The 19,896-nt window shown below is 43.1% G+C and carries 16 protein-coding genes; 10 read left to right on the top strand and 6 right to left on the bottom strand.

Annotated features, from left to right (window positions below; all coding sequences use genetic code 11):
• Window positions 1-42 precede the first annotated feature (42 nt).
• The 4 genes from rbsB to FIV04_RS21310 all read left to right on the top strand — a co-directional run bounded on the left by rbsB (window position 43) and on the right by FIV04_RS21310 (window position 4,913).
• Window positions 43-921, top strand: a complete 879-nt coding sequence (gene rbsB, locus FIV04_RS21325) for a ribose ABC transporter substrate-binding protein RbsB (RefSeq protein ID WP_032552358.1) — start codon at window positions 43-45, stop codon at window positions 919-921.
• Between the two features lie 159 nt (window positions 922-1,080).
• Window positions 1,081-2,013, top strand: coding sequence for a ribokinase (gene rbsK / locus FIV04_RS21320; protein WP_152470450.1), 933 nt, complete (start codon window positions 1,081-1,083; stop codon window positions 2,011-2,013).
• Between the two features lie 130 nt (window positions 2,014-2,143).
• A complete protein-coding gene (locus FIV04_RS21315) occupies window positions 2,144-3,145 on the top strand; it encodes a substrate-binding domain-containing protein (protein WP_152470449.1) in 1,002 nt (333 codons plus the stop codon).
• Between the two features lie 241 nt (window positions 3,146-3,386).
• Window positions 3,387-4,913 carry a PAS domain-containing methyl-accepting chemotaxis protein gene (locus FIV04_RS21310; protein WP_152470448.1) on the top strand — a complete coding sequence of 509 codons (1,527 nt, stop codon included), beginning with the start codon at window positions 3,387-3,389 and terminating at the stop codon, window positions 4,911-4,913.
• Between the two features lie 53 nt (window positions 4,914-4,966).
• Here the strand turns inward: FIV04_RS21310 and FIV04_RS21305 are convergent, their stop codons facing one another.
• On the bottom strand, window positions 4,967-6,250 hold the full coding sequence (locus FIV04_RS21305) for an EAL and HDOD domain-containing protein (protein ID WP_152470447.1): 1,284 nt from the start codon (window positions 6,248-6,250) through the stop codon (window positions 4,967-4,969).
• A gap of 294 nt (window positions 6,251-6,544) precedes the next feature.
• On the opposite strand from FIV04_RS21305, the gene FIV04_RS21300 reads away from it, so the two are divergent.
• Window positions 6,545-9,010, top strand: a complete 2,466-nt coding sequence (locus FIV04_RS21300; protein ID WP_152470446.1) for a CHASE3 domain-containing protein — start codon at window positions 6,545-6,547, stop codon at window positions 9,008-9,010.
• 34 nt (window positions 9,011-9,044) lie between these two features.
• Here the strand turns inward: FIV04_RS21300 and FIV04_RS21295 are convergent, their stop codons facing one another.
• The 3 genes from FIV04_RS21295 to FIV04_RS21290 form a co-directional block, all read right to left on the bottom strand.
• Complete coding sequence (locus FIV04_RS21295; protein WP_253895464.1) at window positions 9,045-9,557, bottom strand: RDD family protein; 513 nt, start codon at window positions 9,555-9,557, stop codon at window positions 9,045-9,047.
• 272 nt (window positions 9,558-9,829) lie between these two features.
• On the bottom strand, window positions 9,830-9,979 hold the full coding sequence (locus FIV04_RS27015; protein WP_172974297.1) for a hypothetical protein: 150 nt from the start codon (window positions 9,977-9,979) through the stop codon (window positions 9,830-9,832).
• A 98-nt stretch (window positions 9,980-10,077) separates the two neighbouring features.
• Complete coding sequence (locus FIV04_RS21290) at window positions 10,078-11,001, bottom strand: LysR family transcriptional regulator (RefSeq protein WP_152470444.1); 924 nt, start codon at window positions 10,999-11,001, stop codon at window positions 10,078-10,080.
• Window positions 11,002-11,193: 192 nt separating this feature from the next.
• Here FIV04_RS21290 and FIV04_RS27010 point away from each other — a divergent pair, with 192 nt between their 5' ends.
• Complete coding sequence (locus tag FIV04_RS27010; RefSeq protein WP_172974296.1) at window positions 11,194-11,334, top strand: hypothetical protein; 141 nt, start codon at window positions 11,194-11,196, stop codon at window positions 11,332-11,334.
• Between the two features lie 104 nt (window positions 11,335-11,438).
• Here FIV04_RS27010 and FIV04_RS21285 read toward each other — a convergent pair whose 3' ends face one another.
• Both FIV04_RS21285 and FIV04_RS21280 read right to left on the bottom strand, forming a co-directional pair.
• Window positions 11,439-14,567: an efflux RND transporter permease subunit gene (locus FIV04_RS21285; RefSeq protein ID WP_152470443.1), complete on the bottom strand. Its 3,129-nt coding sequence runs from the start codon at window positions 14,565-14,567 to the stop codon at window positions 11,439-11,441.
• A 12-nt stretch (window positions 14,568-14,579) separates the two neighbouring features.
• Window positions 14,580-15,758 carry an efflux RND transporter periplasmic adaptor subunit gene (locus FIV04_RS21280; RefSeq protein ID WP_152470442.1) on the bottom strand — a complete coding sequence of 393 codons (1,179 nt, stop codon included), beginning with the start codon at window positions 15,756-15,758 and terminating at the stop codon, window positions 14,580-14,582.
• A 405-nt stretch (window positions 15,759-16,163) separates the two neighbouring features.
• Here FIV04_RS21280 and FIV04_RS21275 point away from each other — a divergent pair, with 405 nt between their 5' ends.
• From FIV04_RS21275 to FIV04_RS21260, 4 genes are all read left to right on the top strand, one after another.
• Window positions 16,164-17,084, top strand: a complete 921-nt coding sequence (locus FIV04_RS21275; RefSeq protein ID WP_152470441.1) for a LysR family transcriptional regulator — start codon at window positions 16,164-16,166, stop codon at window positions 17,082-17,084.
• A gap of 48 nt (window positions 17,085-17,132) precedes the next feature.
• Window positions 17,133-17,744 carry a hypothetical protein gene (locus FIV04_RS21270; protein ID WP_152470440.1) on the top strand — a complete coding sequence of 204 codons (612 nt, stop codon included), beginning with the start codon at window positions 17,133-17,135 and terminating at the stop codon, window positions 17,742-17,744.
• A 212-nt stretch (window positions 17,745-17,956) separates the two neighbouring features.
• Window positions 17,957-18,922, top strand: coding sequence for a porin (locus FIV04_RS21265; RefSeq protein ID WP_152470439.1), 966 nt, complete (start codon window positions 17,957-17,959; stop codon window positions 18,920-18,922).
• A 553-nt stretch (window positions 18,923-19,475) separates the two neighbouring features.
• Window positions 19,476-19,808, top strand: a complete 333-nt coding sequence (locus tag FIV04_RS21260) for a DUF3316 domain-containing protein (RefSeq protein WP_152470438.1) — start codon at window positions 19,476-19,478, stop codon at window positions 19,806-19,808.
• The last annotated feature ends 88 nt before the right edge of the window (window positions 19,809-19,896 follow it).

The following is a 19,896-nucleotide window of genomic DNA, read 5'->3' as shown; positions in this document are numbered from 1 at the left end:
AGGACTCACCTTCTAGCTCACCCTACACAAAGGACTTACACCATGAAAAAATTAGCAACTCTAATTTCTGCTGCTCTACTTTCAACAACGGTTTCTGTGTCTGCTCAAGCGCAAGACACAATGGCTATCGTTCTGTCTACATTGAACAACCCGTTCTTCGTGACAATGAAAGATGGCGCGGAAGCGAAAGCAGAAGAGCTAGGCTACAAGCTTATCGTTCTTGATTCTCAAAACGACCCGAGCAAAGAGCTATCGAACATTGAAGATCTGACCATTCGTGGTGTTAAGGCTATCCTGATCAACCCAACAGATTCAGATGCTGTATCTAACGCGATTCGCATGGCTAACCGTTCAAGCATCCCTGTACTGACTCTAGACCGTGGTGCAAGCCGTGGTGATGTAGTGAGCCACATCGCTTCTGATAACGTAATCGGTGGTGAAATGGCGGGTCACTTCATCATGGAAAAAGTGGGCGAGAAAGCTAAAGTAATCCAACTTGAAGGTATTGCTGGTACATCTGCGGCACGTGAGCGTGGTGAAGGCTTCATGAACGCAGTAAACGGCAGCGGCCTTGAGCTTCTTGCAAGCCAACCTGCTGACTTCGACCGTACTAAAGGTCTGAACGTAATGGAAAACCTACTTGCAGCGAACCCAGACGTTGAAGCTGTATTCGCTCAGAACGATGAAATGGCTCTAGGTGCACTACGTGCTGTTCAAGCTTCAGGTAAAGACGTAATGATCGTTGGCTTTGACGGCACAGACGACGGTATTGCTGCCGTTAATCGTGGCCTGCTAGGTGCGACCGTTGCTCAACAACCTGACCTAATCGGTTCTCTTGGCATCGAAATGGCAGACAAAGTACTGAAAGGCGAGAAAGTTGACGAGTACGTACCAGTTCCTCTGAAAATTGTTGCTAAATAATCTCTCTTAATTAAGAACAGCGGGGGTCCCCCGACCCTCGCTTTCTTTCTATCACGACAGTGCATAGCTCTTTCCCATTGCGCGATCTCTCGATACCCGTTGACGGTGATGAGAAACAGCCATGCATTTTCAAATACGATATATCATAAGGCTCGTATCATGACTCAACTGATTGTTTTAGGTAGCGTAAATGCTGACCATGTACTGCAAGTTCCCTCTTTCCCCCGCCCAGGCGAAACACTGATTGGCGGAAACTACCAGGTCATTCCTGGCGGTAAAGGCGCAAACCAAGCGGTTGCCGCTGCTCGCTTGAATGCAGATATCGGTTTTATCGCCTGTGTTGGTGACGACCCATTTGGTATCAATATTCGCCAAGATTTCGAGAAAGACGGCATCAATATCGATGGTGTGATTGTTGCGGAAAGTACCCCAACGGGGATTGCCATGATCCAAGTATCCGCAACCGGTGAGAACAGTATCTGTTTATCAGCTGAAGCAAACAACAAATTAGACTGCGCGCAAATCGAACCACATCTTGATAAGATTCGCGGCGCAAAATACCTGTTGACGCAACTTGAAACGCCGATTGAAGGCATCGAGTACGCAGCAAAAGTGGCAAAAGAATCCGGCACTAAAGTGATTCTTAACCCAGCACCAGCTCGCCCTCTATCCAACGAACTGCTTGCATGCATCGACGTGATTACACCAAATGAAACGGAAGCAGAAGTCTTAACTGGCGTTACCGTGACCGATGACGTATCTGCTCACCAAGCAGCACTTGCTCTGCATGACAAAGGCATTGAAACCGTGATGATCACGCTTGGTGCGAAAGGTGTTTGGCTAAGCCATAGTGGTGAAGGTAATCAAGGAGAATTGATTCCAGGCTTCCGCGTTGAAGCTACGGATACAACAGCTGCAGGTGATACATTTAATGGCGCATTGGTCACTGGCTTACTTGAAGAGATGCCACTAGAGAAGGCGATTAAGTTCGCACATGCTGCAGCGGCTATTTCAGTGACACGTTTTGGTGCACAAACATCAATACCGTCACGTCAAGAAACAGATGCATTTTTGGCTGAGCAGTTAGGGTAATTACAAACTTCATAACGAAAAGTGTCTTAGCTAGTGCGTAATAAATTTTAAATAATTTGTTGCGCACAACCGTCTGTTTTAAGGCAGAATATCGCCCAAAGTGGAACGACCAGCACCACAAGGAATTATTATGGCAACAATGAAAGACATCGCTAAACTTGCCAAGGTTTCAACCTCTACCGTTAGCCATGTGATCAACAAATCTCGATTTGTTAGCGACGAAATCGCAGAGCGCGTCAACAAAGCGGCAAAAGAGCTTAACTATGCCCCCTCAGCCCTTGCTCGCAGTCTTAAAATGAAGCAGACAAAAACGATCGGTATGTTGGTGACTACCTCAACGAACCCATTCTTCGGTGAAGTTGTAAAGGGCGTAGAGCGACGTTGCTATGAGAAAGGCTACAATCTCATACTTTGTAATACAGAGGGCGACAGTGAACGTATGAAATCGTCTATCGACACACTGCTCCAGAAGCGTGTCGATGGTTTAATGTTGATGTGCTCAACACTAGAGGGTGAGCATTTAGACGTATTTGAACGCTACCCAGAGTTGCCTGTCGTTGTAATGGATTGGGGACCAATGCTGTTCGCAAGCGATAAGATCCAAGATAACTCCCACCAAGGGGGATATATGGCTACCCAACATCTTATTGATAACGGTCATACTGAGATTGGTTGTATTACAGGCCCTCTTCATCGTAATCAAGCATCTTCACGTTACGAAGGATTTAAACAGGCCATGAGTGAAGCCAACCTTAAAGTTCATGCAGACTGGATTGTTGAGTCTAACTTTGAGTGTGACGGCGGCTTTGATGCATTTCAGACGCTAAAAAACCGTGGAAGACTGCCAAGTGCCCTATTCGTTTGCAACGATATGATGGCTATGGGTGTGATTCACGCTGCTGCGCAAGATGGGTTACGTGTACCACAAGATCTTTCACTGATCGGTTACGATGATATCCACTTATCGAAATACATGACCCCAGCATTAACGACCATCCACCAGCCAAAACATCGGCTAGGTAAAGCGGCTGTTGATACTCTGTTGAGTCGTTTGGAGTCTCCAGAAGTTTATCCTCAAGTCGTAGAATTAGAGCCTACTCTCATCGAAAGAAGTAGTGTTTTAACTCTATAAATTAGTCAGTTAGATTTATTAAGAGCACATATTTGTGCTCTTTTTTTTGCTCCAAATTTCACCACCCAACCTTACGAAAAATAACCACTTTAATACCATGGTTAAATATCAGTTCAATTAATAACAACGCCCAACCAATGGAAGCAAGGTCACACTTAAAACGCAATTCATAATTCAAATGAATGATTTTATAAATTAATATCCGCGTGTAACAAATTATTAATAAAGAGCTTCAATAACAATGACTATAAACCAAGAAGTCCATGTACCTGTAGGTGCAGAACTTATCTCAACGACAGACTTAAACGGTCGAATTACATACGTCAATAATATATTTTGTGAAATAGCAGGCTTTACTAAAGAGGAGTTATTAGGACAGCATCATAATATCGTTCGACACAAAGATATGCCGAAAGCAGCATTCGCTGATTTGTGGTCACATTTAAAACAAGGTGAAGTTTGGCGCGGTGCTGTAAAAAACAGCACTAAAGATGGTGGTTATTATTGGGTAGATGCCTTTGTTTGTCCCATATATGAGAATGGTGATCATGTTGGTTACCAATCTGTACGTGTACATTTAGATAACCAATATAAAACGCGCGCTATTGAGGCTTACGAAAAACTCAACCAAAAACCATCGCTCAACGTTCAAGTAGGTCGATTTCAGAACCTAAAATTGGCATCTGGTTTGCTTGCTGGCGCAGCATTTACTTATCTTGCTTTTACCAGTTCCCCCCTATTCAATCTAGCGACACCGGCGTTTTTACTCTCGCTCTACTATCGTGAGTTAGTATCAAATCCATCAGAGCAGAAACAGCGCGCTAATGACTACGACAGCGTCTCTCGCCTTGTATTCAGCACTAACAGAAACAATGCCACCGATTACCACTTAAAGATTGAACAAGGGCGAGTTCGCACTATCTTAGGTCGCGTAACAGACCGAGGACTATCAATTCGTTCCAGTGCCGAAGAGGTCAATAAGTCCTCCGCACAATCTCAGTCTAATATCGCACGTGAAACACAAGAGCTAGAGGCAGTTTCAGTCGCAATCGAAGAGATGACTCAAACAATTCAAGATGTCGCTAAGAACTGCGTGCAAACATCTGAACAGGTTAAAATTGCCGAGTCTCACTGTCAGGAAGCATTGTCTTCCATTGGAATCACACGTCAGAAAGTAGAAACGATGACGCAAGAAGTAGAGCAATCGACACTGGTGGCTTCCAAGGTTGTTAGTGAATCTGAGCAGATAAATGCCATTATCTCTGAAGTTCAAGGCATTGCAGAACAAACCAACCTACTCGCGCTTAACGCAGCAATAGAAGCAGCCAGAGCTGGTAGTGCTGGTCGAGGCTTTGCTGTCGTTGCTGATGAAGTTCGAGCGTTAAGCATTCGTACTCACGATGCTACCGAACACATCCAAAAGACGATTGGACGCATACAGACCTCTTTACACGATCTTCAAGACAAAATGATTGAAAATCAAAACGTAAGCCAAATATGTGTGCAAGAGACTAAACACTCAGAGACGAAAGTAGTTGCGATGTCTAATTCATTAAGTGAGATCTCTGATATCGCGTTACAAACAGCAACTGCTGCCGAGCAACAAGGTGCCGTTGCCGAAGATATCAGCACCAACATCATGAGCATCAATGACGCATCTCGGAGCAATCTCGCCCAAGCTGAAGCACTGTCTACGCTTTCTCAAGAACTCACAGTATCTGCGGATAACCTAAATGGACTCGCGCTATCGTTTAGCAACCGAGAGTAATCAATACACTGTGAGATAGAAAAAGAGCGCTAATCGAATTAGCGCTCTTTTTGTTAAATATAGATCCGATTGTACATCGCTTGAACGTCATCAACTGTTGTATCGGTAATATTGGTGGGAAGTTCTTCCAGATATGTACCAGAACTTTCAAGTAATTCGACAAGGCTCAATACCTCACCTAGTTCACCTTTTCTGTGTTTGATCTGCTCGCGCACTCTAGGCTCCAAATTAATAGAGTCGATAATTCGCTGACCATTGTTATGAGTAATTTCATCAAGTATCGTTATTAAACCGATAAAAAATCCACACTGGGTCATTTCTCGATTATTCGACTTTCGACACAAGAACTCAAACATTTTTGCTCTGTTTATCGCTTTATCATAAAGATATTCATTACTGCATAATTCAGAAGATATAATAGTAGAAACTAAAACTTGTATCTTATACAGGCCTAAATAATTAATTGCATGTTTTATATTCACGATTGGCTTCGATATTTTTATGCTAATATCATTCGCCATTTTTATAATGCTAATATATGTGCTGACGTCTTTCTTTATTTCATTCTCTATCTGATGTTTATTGGCATTTTTACAATTAACTTTCTCAAGTATTTTAAAGAGCGTGGACTGCCTTGGTGACAAATTATCAGATTCTTGTAATTGAGGCCTCTCTAGATAATAACCCTGAAAGAGATCCATCCCTATATCAACACATTGCTTAAATTCTTCTTCTGTTTCTACTTTTTCTGCTAGATATAGACACGGGTGATCACACACACTCATCACGGTTTCAATATAGTCTAAGTCACTTTTAGTGAGATCAAACTTAATAATATCTGCCAACGGAAGGTACTTACGCCAAGGGTTCTCTGGTGAGAAATCATCAAACGCGATTCGATATCCTAATGCTTTTGCCGCCTTGATCTCTTGAACGAGAGCTTTTGATGGTACGGTAGTCTCTAACACCTCTAGGCATACCTTTTGTTTGGGAAGTATGCGATAAGTTCTGTTCAACATATCTTGTTCACAGAAGTTAAAAAACCAATACTTTTGAGTATCTATCCGAGTCACTGGGCTCAATGCTAAACTGCCACTTATTATTGAATCAGTTGCATTATCTGGAATAGACGTTAATGGCTCATTACCTGATTTTCTAAATAAAACTTCATAGCCGAAAACTGATCTGTCTTTCTTAAAAATTGCTTGCTTAGCGAAGAAATATGTATTCATTTTTGTGTTTTTATAATGTTGTGTTTTACGTTGAAAGCCATCACTAATTGTTACGGTTCCAATCTTTGCATAGTGAGTAGTTGTATAACGTACAAATGCTAACATGAATGATTACAATTTGTTACAAAGCATACGAATAATTTATAAAAAGACAGTGAATTATTAAATCATCGTACCAGTTGGAATTCATTACCTGTAGAAATACGCTCAGCTAAGCTCAATCTAAACTCTTTAGGTTTCATCATTATGACGATCTCTACCCATCTTCTCTTACACTAAAGGAGTATTTTTGAGGTTAAAGCTGATCTACCGCACCAATATGCACTTTAACACCTAACATTTTTACTTTTCTCTTCTACACTGATTCAATATAGCAAACGGTTTGAGGCAATATTCTTCATGTATGCTGCATGGTTCGACAACATATCCCTGCAAAAGAAACTATTTGTCAGTTTCTGTATTCCCATCATGTTTATGTTGCTTGTGTCTCTATCAGTTTATGAAAATACTCAATCCATGGTGAAAGATAACCACTGGGTCGTTCACACTCATAAAGCAATCGCACGAGCCCAAGAGTTACTGAGTTTAGTCGTTGACATGGAAACAGGACAACGAGGCTACCTACTCACCGGCGATACCGAATTCCTTGAGCCTTACCATCTTGCTTTGTCAGTATGGAAAGACAAAGTCACCACATTAGCCAAACAAGTCGACGATAACCCACCTCAAGTTGAACGCTTATATAGAATCGATGCCTTGTTAGAGAGATGGCTCAAAGAGTCTGGAGAAAAAGAGATCGCCCAACGCCAACTTGTCGACCAAGGCGAAGCTTCGATGCTCAGCGTGATCAAGTTTGCGCAAAAACAGACGGGAAAAACCATTGTCGACGAGATCCGAAAAGAGATCGCACAATTCATCGAAATCGAAAACGAGCTCATCGGTGTCCGCGTGGTTAAGTCTGACAACAGCGCGATTAAAACCACATATGTTCTGATTGGGGGAGCTATCTTCACTGTGTCTGTATCGCTGTTGGTCGCGGTTTGGTCCTCAAGCAGAATCAGAAAGCGCATTAAATGCCTGCTAGAAGCAACGCAGCAAGTCTCCGAAGGACATTTAAGTAAAGGGGCGAACACGCTCAACACTAGCCCTAACCTTCAAGGAAAGGATGAGGTTGCTCAACTCACACACAGTTTCAAACAAATGGCCCTTAGCTTGATCAAAAACGAGCAAGATATGCGCGATTCAAACGAAGCCTTAATCGAAGAGAGGAAGAAAGCAGAAGCCGCCGTTAAAGCCAAAAGTGAGTTTCTCTCTACGATGAGTCATGAGATCCGAACTCCAATGAATGGAGTACTTGGCATATCACAAATCATTGCTTCTCAGACTAAGGAACCAGCAACCAAAGAGAACATAGATATCATCTTAGACTCTGGGCAACACCTGATGACCATCCTCAACGACATCTTGGATTTTTCAAAGGTTGAAGAGAACAAACTGGAACTGGAGGTTGCACCATTTAGTTTTCATCAAGTGTTGCAACCGGTTTGCAGTGCGATACAGCCGATGGCAGATGAAAAAGGTATTCGCTTACTGACCGAAAACGAAATTCCCAACAATATCGAGCTTCTTGGTGATCGCGCTCGCTTACGTCAGATCTTGTTTAATCTCGGCGGTAATGCGACTAAATTCACCAACGAGGGGCACGTACTGATTCAGGCTACTCTGAACCAAGCAACGTCAGAACTTGTGTTTACTGTCACAGATTCCGGTATCGGTATCCCCAAAGAGAAGCACGCACATATCTTCAATTCCTTTGAACAAGCAGATACATCGACAACGAGAGAATTTGGTGGAACAGGGCTTGGTTTAGCCATTGTCAAAAATCTCGTTGACCTTATGTCAGGGGAGATAAAACTCAACAGTGCTCCTGGGCTCGGCACGCGTTTCAAAATTACTCTCCCAATCACTTGGCGAGAAAAAGAACTTGTTAAAGAATCAGACTTACCAAATTCATCAACCTCTGTTGAAACAACATCATTGAACATTCTGCTAGTCGAAGATAACCGCGTAAATGCGATTGTCGCCAAAGGCTTCTGCGAGAACTACGGCCACCATGTCTCACTGGCAGAAAACGGTGCTGTTGCAATAAACCGTCTCAGAGCCGAGCGTTTTGATCTTGTATTGATGGATAATCACATGCCGGAGATGAATGGGATTGAAGCAACACGCTATATCCGTGAAACCTTAGGGCTAAACATCCTAATCTTCGCCTACACTGCCGATGTATTTCGTGAGGCGCATGATAGTTTTATTGAGGCTGGTGCTGATCACGTCTTAACCAAACCGCTTCAACAAGAAAGTTTCTTAGACGCCCTTCACCATTTCTCTTCTCAATTGCCGAAACAATCAAATATGGCGAAAGAGGATATAGGCACGAGCAACAATGTCATCGCACTTCACCGAGAACCTATTGAGAAGTTAAGACTCACTGAAGAGGAGATCAGCCGTTCTGAAATCATTCAGATGTTGCAAGATGACCAAGAAGGACTCGCGACACTCATTGACTCTACAATTGTGGAATTCGAAGAATCCGTCGACGACCTGATTGAATTTTATATGTCCAAAGAGCTCAGTTCACTACAAAAGACACTTCACTCAATCAAAGGCATGTCTCTCAATTTAGGACTCGACACACTCTCGAAGCAAGCTTTAGATTTGGAAACTCAAGCCAAGAATCAGAAGCTGCCAGAAATTGAGCCGTTACAGAAGCTCATCAATCGCCTACTCGTTAACATCCACCAAGCGCAAAGAATTAAAGCGGCTTACCCAAGCTCAGATATGAGTCAGATAAACCGCTTAAAATAGGATTAAGTCATTCAGTTCTAAACTATTGAGCTAGCTAGGCTTCGCTGAAATCAACCCTCTTAGGTTTTGATAAATCGACAACCTTTGTCCCGGCTATCCTGTCATGCAGACAACGTCTTTCTTTTCCGAAAATAAACAGGTAGTTCAGGATTACAGAAATCATCGCTAGTAAAGAAAGAAACTTAAACAATTCATAGTTTGGCCAAAGCTCGTACAGCCTAGTAGGCAGGTACATAATAAAGTAGAACGGAGCCCATCTCATGAAGAAGATCTTCGCCAGACTTAAAGGCTGGTTGTTCATAGAAACAATAGAAATTTCAAAAATATTCTTACCGATTGTCTGACCATACTTATGCAGTAGGTATCCATTGCACAGCAGATAGACAAGAGCGGAAAAAACTAGAGAAAAAGCCTCTCCTGAAGCAGAGCCAACAATCATGATGGTCCTAGTCGAATCAAAATAAAAAAGTACGACCATTATGGCTGCAGCAACTAACCCATCAATGAAAAACGCCCAAAAGCGCGACCACCTAGATGCGATTTTCACTTCAGTCCCTTCGATTTGCCCTAGCATGGCTCGCCCTCAAAATGCCAAGTATCAATGTTCATTTACAAGACATTGGTGTCTAGAAGCAGTAGCAGATCTAAGGATTTGAACTGTACTTCTAAAGTACCCATGAAATGATTAATGATATGCAATTAATAACATTTATAAATTTACGAGCGTTATATAACTTTCTTAGTGTTAATTCAACTCCAACCACTAACAAATTGATATGTAAATACATTTACCCAATATCAATCGGTTTAACTTTAGAACTAGAATAGCTGAACAAACATCAGTGCAACGATAAACCCAAACGTAAAGCTCGATGGATGGAATGGACGTTTCTTAGATATGACGTACTCTCGTGTACGTTCTTCTTGGTAGGTTTTGACCGCTAGGGCTTTGATATAATCATTCTGCATAACATTCTCTCCTTGTATGTTTAAAGAGAGAATAAGACCTCAAGTTAACTTGAGGTCAATAGCTATCATAAAGAAAATTGCATGTTTGCTCGTGCTCTTCAAGCAAAGTGCTTTTCCCAACTTGGTGGTGTGCCGATGATCTCTTGAACGATCTCAATAAAGGCCAAAACAAGCGGCGACTGCTTTCGATGCATGTACATTGCGTAGATATCACCAAAAGATGGGATTTCGCGTTCTGGTAACAGTTGTACTAAGCCTTGCTCAGCTAACCCTTCACTCAGCATAAACTGGCCTATTTGAGCGAACCCAAGTGAAGCTTTTACACTTTCAACAATCAACTCGGGTTCATTCACTCGATAGTTACCTTTCAGTGCATAAGTTTCAAGCTCTCCGGTGTTATCCTCCGGATAGAACTGCACCTTGTCCGCGACAAAGCCCGCATGTGAGTAAATGATGCTCGGTAGCATCGTCAACTCTTCCGGGCAACGTGGCATACCGTGTTTGTCAATAAACGCTTCTGAGGCAACGATGACTGTTTTGTTTTCAGCAAGCTTCTTAGCAATCATCGATGAATCTCTCATTGGGCCAATACGGAAAACAATATCAAACCCCTCGCCCACCAAATCAACACGACTATCATCTAATATCAATTCAATCGACGCTCTTGGGTAACGAGTGAGAAACTCCTCAACCGCTTTTTGTAAAAACCGACGACCAAAGAGTGTGGTACTCGAAATGCGAAGGTTACCAATAGGTTCTTTATAGAAACACGCCGCTATCTTTTCCGTCTCTTCAAGCAGTTCACTCACTTTCACTGCTTGTTCGACGATCTGTTTTCCTACATGAGTCAACGAAAGTGAACGTGTTGTTCGATTGATCAACCTAACACCCAAGTGCTCTTCGAGTTGTTTAACCTGTTTTGATAAAACAGAACGATCAACGTTCAGCCTATCTGCCGCTTTGGCAAAAGAGCCAGCTTTAGAGACTTCAAGAAGCAGTTCCAATCGTGTTGCTAAATCCATTATTTTGTCCAATTTCGACACTTTGTACACGATGTTACCGCACATGAAGCATCACTTAAATTTATAAAATTATTAGGCAGAGCCTAATACAGTAATAAGTACTATGTGGCTAATCTTCAAGCCCAAGTCGTGAGACGATTGGTTAAGTTTTATGCATTGCAACGAAAACGTTGAATACGCAAGGAGGGTTGAATGCAGTCTACTAAACCCAAACAAGACCAGAAAAAAGAACGCCAGCAAGCCAAAGTAGAAAGAGACAAACAAAAAAACCTCAATCGAGTCAGCGAGCTAGCGCAGCAAACGATCAATGATATGCTTTACCGAGAAAGGTAGCCCCTTTATTCAGCGGCCAACAGATATCAAAAGCAAAGCCCCTTACGACAAACGTTAGGGGCTTTTTATTTAAGGTTTGGTTTTCGTCTTCAACTAGCTCGTGCTTAGCTGCTCTTTCTATTCACCAACATGTAAAACACTGGCGTGAGTAATAACCCAAATACGGTAACACCAAGCATGCCATAGAACACTGCGGTTCCCATCGCTTGACGCATTTCTGCACCAGCACCGGTTGCAAGCATCAATGGAATAACGCCCGCTGTGAAAGCAATAGAAGTCATTAAGATTGGACGTAAACGCAATCGGCACGCCTCTAAAATCGCATCTAGTGGACTTTGCCCCTGATCTTTAAGTTCTTTTGCGAACTCAACCATTAAGATCGCGTTCTTACTTGCCAATGCCACCAATACAATCAAGGCGATTTGAGTGAAGATGTTGTTGTCTCCCCCTACATACCAAACCCCAGCTAACGCCGATAAGATAGTCATTGGGACAATCAAAATGATTGAGAATGGTAGCGTTAAGCTCTCATACTGAGATGCCAGAACCATAAATACCAGTAGCACAACCAATGGGAAAATATAGACCATGGTATTTCCCGCAATGATCTGCTGGTACGTCACCTCTGTCCATTCATAGACCATACCTTCCGATAGAGTTTGCGCCAGAACTTCTTCAATCGCACTTTGGGCCTGATCAGAGCTGTAACCAAATGCTGGGCTACCGTTAAGCTCTGCGCTTGGATATCCGTTGTAGTGCATCACTCGATCTGGACCAATCGATGGAACGACTTCCAGTACAGCTCCTAACGGCACCATGTCACCACGTGCGTTTCTCACTTCATATTTCAAAATCTGGCTCGGATCGACCCTAAAATTCGCGTCCGCTTGCGCGTTAACCTGGTAAGTACGACCAAACATATTGAAATCATTGACATACAAAGAGCCAAGATACACCTGCAAAGCATCAAACACTTGCTCAAGCGGAATGCCTTGCAACATAGCCTGCTCACGATCAATGTTGATCTCCATTTGTGGAACTTGAATCCTGAAGGTTGAGTACAACCCCATAAGTTCAGGACGAGCACGAGCCTCCATGATCACTTGGTTCAGTTGATTGAACAGCTCTTCGAACCCTTTATTCGAACGGTCTTCGATTTGCAGTTTAAATCCACCCGTAGAACCCAACCCCTGAATTGGTGGTGGTGGGAAGATCCCAACAAACGCTTCATCGATGACAGAAAAACGCTTATTTAGCTCAGCAACAATTCCATTCGCGTAAAGCTCTGGCGTTATACGCTTATCAAACGACTCCAAAGTAACAAAAACAATGCCGCTGTTAGGGCTGTTAGTGAAACCGTTCACTGAAAGCCCAGGGAAAGAGATCGTCTGCGCCACCCCAGGTGTTTCGAGCGCCATTTGTTCCATTTCACGAATGACTGCGTCTGTTCTATCTAAGCTCGCCGCATCAGGCAACTGAGCAATCGCAACCAAGTATTGCTTATCTTGTTGCGGAATGAAGCCTCCCGGCACAGCATTAAACAAGGTCGCAGTGCTACCGAGTAAACCAAAGTAGATCACCACTACAATCGCGCTCATTCGAATCAGTTTTTTAACTAAGCTCTGATATTGATTTGAGCTTGCATCAAACAGTCTATTGAACGGCGCGAACAGAAAACGGCCAAAGATTGTATCCAATACACGCGTCAACCAATCTGGTTTGGCCCCCTTCTCTTTAAGCAGAAGTGCAGAAAGCGCTGGCGACAACGTCAAAGAGTTAAACGCCGAGATGATGGTCGAAATCGTGATCGTCAGTGCGAACTGTTTGTAAAACTGCCCAGACAAACCTGTAATGAAAGTCGTTGGTACAAATACAGCGCATAGAACCAAAGCAATCGCGATAATCGGACCCGTTACTTCGGACATGGCTTGCTTTGTTGCGTCCAATGGGGAAAGACCGTTATGAATATTACGCTCAACGTTCTCAACCACTACAATCGCATCATCGACAACAATACCGATTGCGAGTACTAAACCAAACAGAGACAAGGTATTGATGGAGACACCTAACCACTGCATAACGGCAAATGTTCCAACCAAAGATACTGGTACCGCAATGATTGGAATGATCGATGCTCGCCATGTTTGCAGGAACAGTATCACCACAATCACAACAAGAACGATCGCTTCCAATAACGTGTGAATTACCGCATCAATAGACTCTCGCACAAAAACGGTCGGGTCATATGCGATCTCATAGGAAACACCCTGTGGAAATTTCTCAGACAAACGAGCCATAACAGAGCGAACATCATCAGAGAGCTGAATCGCATTGGAACCCGGTCGCTGGAAAATCGGCATCGCGACTGCTGGTTTGCCATTCAACATCGCTCTCAACGCGTAGGTATTCTGACCTAACTCGACCTCTGCGACATCGCGAAGACGCGTTATGCCGCCGTTATCACCAACGCTGACAACAATATCGCGAAACTCATCAAGGTCTGCCAAACGACCTTTTACATTCAAAAGAATCTGAAACTGATTATCGATACTTGCAGGTTGCGCCCCCAACGAACCAGCTGCAACTTGCTGGTTTTGCGCTCGTACAGCATTAACCACATCCATTGCGGTTAGGTTGCGAGAAGCAAGCTCGTCCGGGTTCAACCATAGACGCATCGAGTACTCACCGCCGCCGAAGAGTTGAACGTCACCCACACCACCTAGTCTTGCCACTTCATCTTTGATGTAGAGGTTTGTATAGTTAGACAAGTAACTGATCTCTCTGCTCTCATCCGGAGAATAGATATGAACGACCATGGTTAAATCAGGTGAGGCTTTCTCTGCAATAACACCCAGACGTTGAACCGCTTGCGGTAGACGAGGAAGCGCACTGTTGACGCGGTTTTGTACTTGTACTTGAGCCTTATCCAAGTCGGTCCCCAACGCAAAAGTCACCGTTAGCGTCATGCGCCCGTCACTCGTTGCTTGAGAAAACATGTATAGCATGTTCTCAGTACCGGTGATCTCTTGCTCTAGAGGTGTAGCAACGGTTTCGGCAATCACTTTCGGGTTAGCACCTGGATAGTTCGCAGTTACTACCACAGTTGGAGGAACTACCTCTGGGTACTCACTAACCGGCAATTGAAACAGAGAGATACCACCAGCAATAAGAATGAGTAGAGAAAGCATGGATGCGAAAATGGGTCTCTGAATAAAGAAGTGTGCAAATTTCATACTTCTCGACTCCTATTGACCTTGAACCGAAGAGGCATTTTGCCCTTGCGTTTCTAGCTTCGCCAATGTCAATGGCGTACTTGAAAGGTCAAGATTCACAGGGCGTGGAGTAATCTTAGTGTTTGGCCCAACCTTTGCGGGACCATTTACCGCGATGTAATCACTGCTCTCTAAGCCATTAATAACCGCTCGATACTTGCCGTAACGTTCGCCCAACTCGATCGGTCGGTACTCCAAGACATTCGCCTCATTCATAGTGAGAACAAAACGGTTTTCTAGGTCTGTACCTATTGCACGCTCTGGAACCAATAAAACATCTTGCTCATCACTGGTTGTGATTTGCACTCGGCCGAATGAACCCACTAACAGAGGATGTTTGTTCGAATCGAAAACAGCGCGCACCGTTAATGTCCCGGTATTAACATCAATGGCGTTATCAACGAAATCAACTCGACCAGTTACCGATTTATTTGCTTGTCCAGAAAGAGTAAGACGAGCTGGCAGTGCAGACTCTACGGTCGTTTCAGAAAAGTATCGATTCCAAGTACGCTCATCCACATTAAAGTACGCATACACTTCTCCATTAGAAACAATGTCCGTAAGAATACTTTGGTTGGCATTAACGTTATTGCCTTCAGTGATAAAAGCATGAGAAATAGTGCCACTGATAGGCGCATAGATACGCGTAAAATCTAAGTTTAATTGAGCCGATTTCAATTGAGCCACAATCGCTGATAACTCCGCGGCACGTTGCTTCACCGCTGTCGAACGCGTTTCAGCCTGCTCTGCAGATATCGCTTTACGTTTAATCAGCTCATCCGCACGCTTACGTTCGCTCTTTGCTTGGGAAAGCGCAGCTAATGCACTCGCCTGCTGAGCTTTGAGCTGTTCCACACGAGCAGCAAAAGGGCGAGCATCGAGTGTCACTAACAGATCGCCTTTTTCTACTCGTTGACCATCCTGAAACTCAATCGTTTCGATCATTCCCGACACTCGTGGCATCAAAGCCACCTCTTTCGGCGCTTCTAAGCGTGTGGTGTAAGTGAACCACTGCTGCACGGGCTCTTGCGCCACTTGTGCAATATCGAGTTCAGGAAGAACTTTTAGCGGTGCTAAGGTCTGAGCCTCTTCATCACTGCATCCATTAAGCACTGCTAACAACACGCTAGCAGCAATCATCTTTTTATACATAAATAACCTCACCTATTTGCGGCGGCTATTCTAAGAAGATGCGGTGATGCGGAAAAATCCCCAATTCAGACATTTAGTAATGCCCAATTTGCACGATTAAGATGCCGGCTCAATCGCTCGGCCCACGGTCTAATGGCTCCAATACCCTTTTCAGCCTATTCACCAGCAAGCTATTACCGTTATTGTATTTTCATCTACAAAATAACCATTACGTCTAACTAGGGGGGCATTTGTGTACTCCTTGCACACTTTTAAGGTCTATCGGCAAAGTTATCGAATAAGCCCGGCATTGGTGCATAAAACACACTAGTGAAGTGCCAATAAAACCATAATTTTTGCGAATAGGTTTTGTAAAATGCGCTCTCCATCACATCTAATTACAAAAATATGACTAGGAGTGTGAGCATGGACTTAGCGACTCAACTGGAATTACTGCTCGACGTATCTGAACACGGCACCTTTGCAAAGGCGGCCGATAGGAACCACATTGACCGTTCTGCATTGTCTAAACAGATAAAAAAATTAGAGGACAGCCTAGGGTTAAGACTGCTCAACCGCTCTACCCGATCGCTATCACTCACCAATGCTGGCGAAGAGATGGTCCAACAGGCGAAAAAAGTGCGTGAGCTGCTGACTGAGACCAAAAAGCTTGCAGACACTTTTCACGCTGAGCCCCGTGGTCATTTGAAGATCTCGAGCTCATCGTTTTTTGGCCGTACATACCTCAAAAAGGCCGTCAAAAGCTTCATGCACAAGTACCCCCACATTACTGTCGAAGTCTTACTGTCTGATCATAAAGTTGACGTGATTAGCGAGGGTTACGACGTTGTATTCCGCATCGGCCCGATTCGCGAGTCGAACATGATTGTCCGCAAGCTAGCGACCAATAAGCTGGCCATCATTGCTTCAGAAGATTTCTTAGCAAGACACGGCAATCCACAAACCCCAGAAGAGTTAATAAAGCTACCAGCGGTCGTGTATTCAAGTGAATCTTTCCTATCAGACAAGATCAGAATTGTTGATGACAAGCAACCTGGTGAAATCAAAACATTCAACATGAATGCCAAATACAAGGTAAACGAAACTGATCTGATCATGGACGCGGTAAAGGACGGCCTTGGTTATGCAGTTATTGGCCAGTTCATGTTACAGGAAGACATAGAAAAACAAGGGCTTGTACAACTTCTGCCTGAGTACCAGCTGTCAACTCACAGCGATATCTTTGCTATGTACTCACATCGCAATCAGCAACCTTTGGCAAAACTGTTTATCGACTCAATACAGAGTGAAATTGGTACAACGCCAATTTGGGAAACCTACTTATAACAAGACTCTCGTTTACTCTATCGTTCTACCACTTTCTGGATTTACGCAATGCAATACATCAGCCCAATTTATGACGAGCGACGCAGCGACCGCGTCTTTGATACATTCATTATTTTACATAGCTTCTTACTCACACTAGTCGTCGCTTACATTAGTATTCACTTTGACTCTCACACCAAAGAGAGCTCTGTACTTGAGATCAGCCAAGTTGCTATCCTCTTAGGTACCGCGCTAATTAGTTACATTAAAGCCCAAGAAAGTCGTGCCTTTTCATCGATATTGAAAATTCATGCTCTGCTCATGCTACTACTCGTGTCGAGAGAGCTTGACCAAGTATTTGAGCTGTTCCTATTTCATGGCTTTTGGAAGGTTCCCGCTGGTGCCATAGTGGCAACAATTGCCTATCAAATGTTCTCTCACCGAAAAAGCGTAATTGTTGCAGCGAAACGATTTACAGCAACCGATAGTTTCCTTGTTTGGATAATCGGTGTTTTTATGTTCCTTATATTTTCTCGAATTGCTGGCTATAAAGGGTTCTGGATGGAGTTTTTAGGGGATGGCTACAACAGAGATATAAAAACACTGGTTGAAGAAGGACTGGAATTCTTCGGTTATTCTTTTCTTCTCTCTAGCATCATATTACTGAGAGAAAAAATATAATCACATCTATTGTAGCAAAGCACTTTCCGTTTGTTGTAACCGAACACGGATCACTTTGTATAATTGTTCGACAAATAACAAAATAGAATAGTTTATTCCAAATACTTGTGCTTATTATTTACCATAGTGAATTGATAATTACTCACTTTTAAATAATCCACGTGTATAGATAATTACTTCGACTTCAAACACAATGTAGTGGTAATTAAAATATGGATAAGAAAATCATTTCGCTGGCGATTGGTGCCGCAATCTTTGGCTCTGCAGTTAATGCAGCACAAGTTTACTCTGATTCAGAAACTGAACTGAATATTCACGGCAGAGCTCAAGGCGCTTACTATTTTTCTAGCGATAAAACAGAAGACGGAGATCAAAGCTACATCCGTGTTGGCCTAGACGGTAAATCTCAAATCAATGATGACCTTTACGCATTCGGTTTGTACGAGCTGCAATTCAAGTCTAATAGCGCAGATGATAACGGTGACGAGTTCGACGTACGTAAAGGTTACGTAGGTGTAGGCTCTGAATTCTGGGCTGTAAGCTACGGTCGCCAATTTGGTGCAGTAACACTAGTGTCTGATTACACAGATATTTTCCCAGAGTTTGGTAACGAAGCTGCAGGTGTAAGTGCTGATCTATTTGGTACTGGCCGTTCAGATTCTGTATTCAAGGCAACAGGTTCTTACGATGCGCTTAACGTACACGTAAGCTATCAAGGCGAAAACGATCAAGTTTCAACTGATGCCTCTTCATACGGCATTGCAGCAGACTACGCACTGCCATTCGGCGTAAAAGTGGCACTGGGCTACAACGAAGGTGAAGGCGCAGCCGCTGGTGCAGATTCTGAGCTTGTAACGGCAGCAGTTTCATACACTTATGAAAATCTGTACGCTGCAGTGCTGTTCAGCGATGGCGAGAACTGGGAAAAAGACGGTACAGATAACGGTGTTGATTACGAAGGTATTGAAGCAGTCGTTACTTATCAGGTAACTGAAGAGCTTAACGCTCTTATCGGTTACAACAACCTAGAGAAAGACGGCGTAGAGACAGTTGATTATTACTCGCTAGGTGGTGAATACAACCTAACTCCTAACTTCAAAACACTTGCTGAATACAAGATCACTGACGTAGATGGTGAAGATGATGTTTTAGCATTGGCACTTCGCTACTCGTTCTAATATAAAGCCGCTAGTCAAAAGCCCACATATTGTGGGCTTTTTTATATTTAAAGACAGTTTCATGCAATTATTACCACAATGTATGGCTATTTATTATCGAGACAAACCACTGTATTTAAACTATTATCTTCTTCGTTGACTTTCCCCACTGCCTTTGAAAGTTACTTATTAACTCCGAAAGATTCGAGCAGCAATTTATTGCTGCTCTTTTTTTATCCATTTATTTCCCATCCCCGCCAATCTTATACCTCCCATATAGAGAGTAAATAAATATTACGATTATAACGAGCTTATACCTGTAGCTTTATTATCACAAGATGATCTCACCATACAATCGTTGATATAAGATCTATAAAGTACATCAAGGCGCCCCTTCTACGTTCAAAACTCAGCCACATTTGGGGCAAAAAATGGAAAACCAAGTTTTTATTCGTGTATTTTTGGCATCAGTGAAAAGAACAATGTGATATTTATCACACTTATGTTTTGCATAATAATGGCGTTGTACCGAGGCAAAGCGCCTCAAGAAAACAGATTATTTGAGGATTACATTATGAAACGCATTATTACTCTTGCAGCAACTCTAGCATTCACTTCTGCTTCTTTCGCTTCATCTTCTTGGGTTCAAATTGAGCGTGAAGCCGACCTAAACGTGGGTGTTTTTGCAACTCAAGAACAAGCGCAAAGTGCTGCTGAAAAGTTTGCTTCTTCATTAAACACGATGAGCAACCAAGAACTTAAAGCAACATTACCAACAAATTTCCATCACATGGTGCGTAACGTACGTTTAGGCGATTCAAATGTACTAGTTGAACAAATCGAAAGTGGTGAATATCAAGCAAGCCTACACCAAGACTACGCTTTCACTGCGTTTGAACGTGACTAACCCAGAAACGAAAAGCGCCAGTTTAAAAGTAAACTGACGCCATCGATTCTGACATTGCCCTGTTATCGAAGATGCCCTAACCGGCTTC

The sequence above is a fragment of the Vibrio sp. THAF190c genome (assembly GCF_009363355.1).
GTDB lineage: Bacteria > Pseudomonadota > Gammaproteobacteria > Enterobacterales > Vibrionaceae > Vibrio > Vibrio fortis_A.
Note: the sequence above shows the minus strand (reverse complement) of the source record. Positions and strands in the feature narration are given on the sequence as shown.

Coding starts and splice junctions, on each gene's coding strand:
- rbsB (WP_032552358.1), top strand. CDS start 43: ATGAAAAAATTAGCAACTCTAATTTCTGCTGCTCTACTTTCAACAACG.
- rbsK (WP_152470450.1), top strand. CDS start 1,081: ATGACTCAACTGATTGTTTTAGGTAGCGTAAATGCTGACCATGTACTG.
- FIV04_RS21315 (WP_152470449.1), top strand. CDS start 2,144: ATGGCAACAATGAAAGACATCGCTAAACTTGCCAAGGTTTCAACCTCT.
- FIV04_RS21310 (WP_152470448.1), top strand. CDS start 3,387: ATGACTATAAACCAAGAAGTCCATGTACCTGTAGGTGCAGAACTTATC.
- FIV04_RS21305 (WP_152470447.1), bottom strand. CDS start 6,250: ATGTTAGCATTTGTACGTTATACAACTACTCACTATGCAAAGATTGGA.
- FIV04_RS21300 (WP_152470446.1), top strand. CDS start 6,545: ATGTATGCTGCATGGTTCGACAACATATCCCTGCAAAAGAAACTATTT.
- FIV04_RS27015 (WP_172974297.1), bottom strand. CDS start 9,979: ATGCAGAATGATTATATCAAAGCCCTAGCGGTCAAAACCTACCAAGAA.
- FIV04_RS21290 (WP_152470444.1), bottom strand. CDS start 11,001: ATGGATTTAGCAACACGATTGGAACTGCTTCTTGAAGTCTCTAAAGCT.
- FIV04_RS27010 (WP_172974296.1), top strand. CDS start 11,194: ATGCAGTCTACTAAACCCAAACAAGACCAGAAAAAAGAACGCCAGCAA.
- FIV04_RS21285 (WP_152470443.1), bottom strand. CDS start 14,567: ATGAAATTTGCACACTTCTTTATTCAGAGACCCATTTTCGCATCCATG.
- FIV04_RS21280 (WP_152470442.1), bottom strand. CDS start 15,758: ATGTATAAAAAGATGATTGCTGCTAGCGTGTTGTTAGCAGTGCTTAAT.
- FIV04_RS21275 (WP_152470441.1), top strand. CDS start 16,164: ATGGACTTAGCGACTCAACTGGAATTACTGCTCGACGTATCTGAACAC.
- FIV04_RS21270 (WP_152470440.1), top strand. CDS start 17,133: ATGCAATACATCAGCCCAATTTATGACGAGCGACGCAGCGACCGCGTC.
- FIV04_RS21265 (WP_152470439.1), top strand. CDS start 17,957: ATGGATAAGAAAATCATTTCGCTGGCGATTGGTGCCGCAATCTTTGGC.
- FIV04_RS21260 (WP_152470438.1), top strand. CDS start 19,476: ATGAAACGCATTATTACTCTTGCAGCAACTCTAGCATTCACTTCTGCT.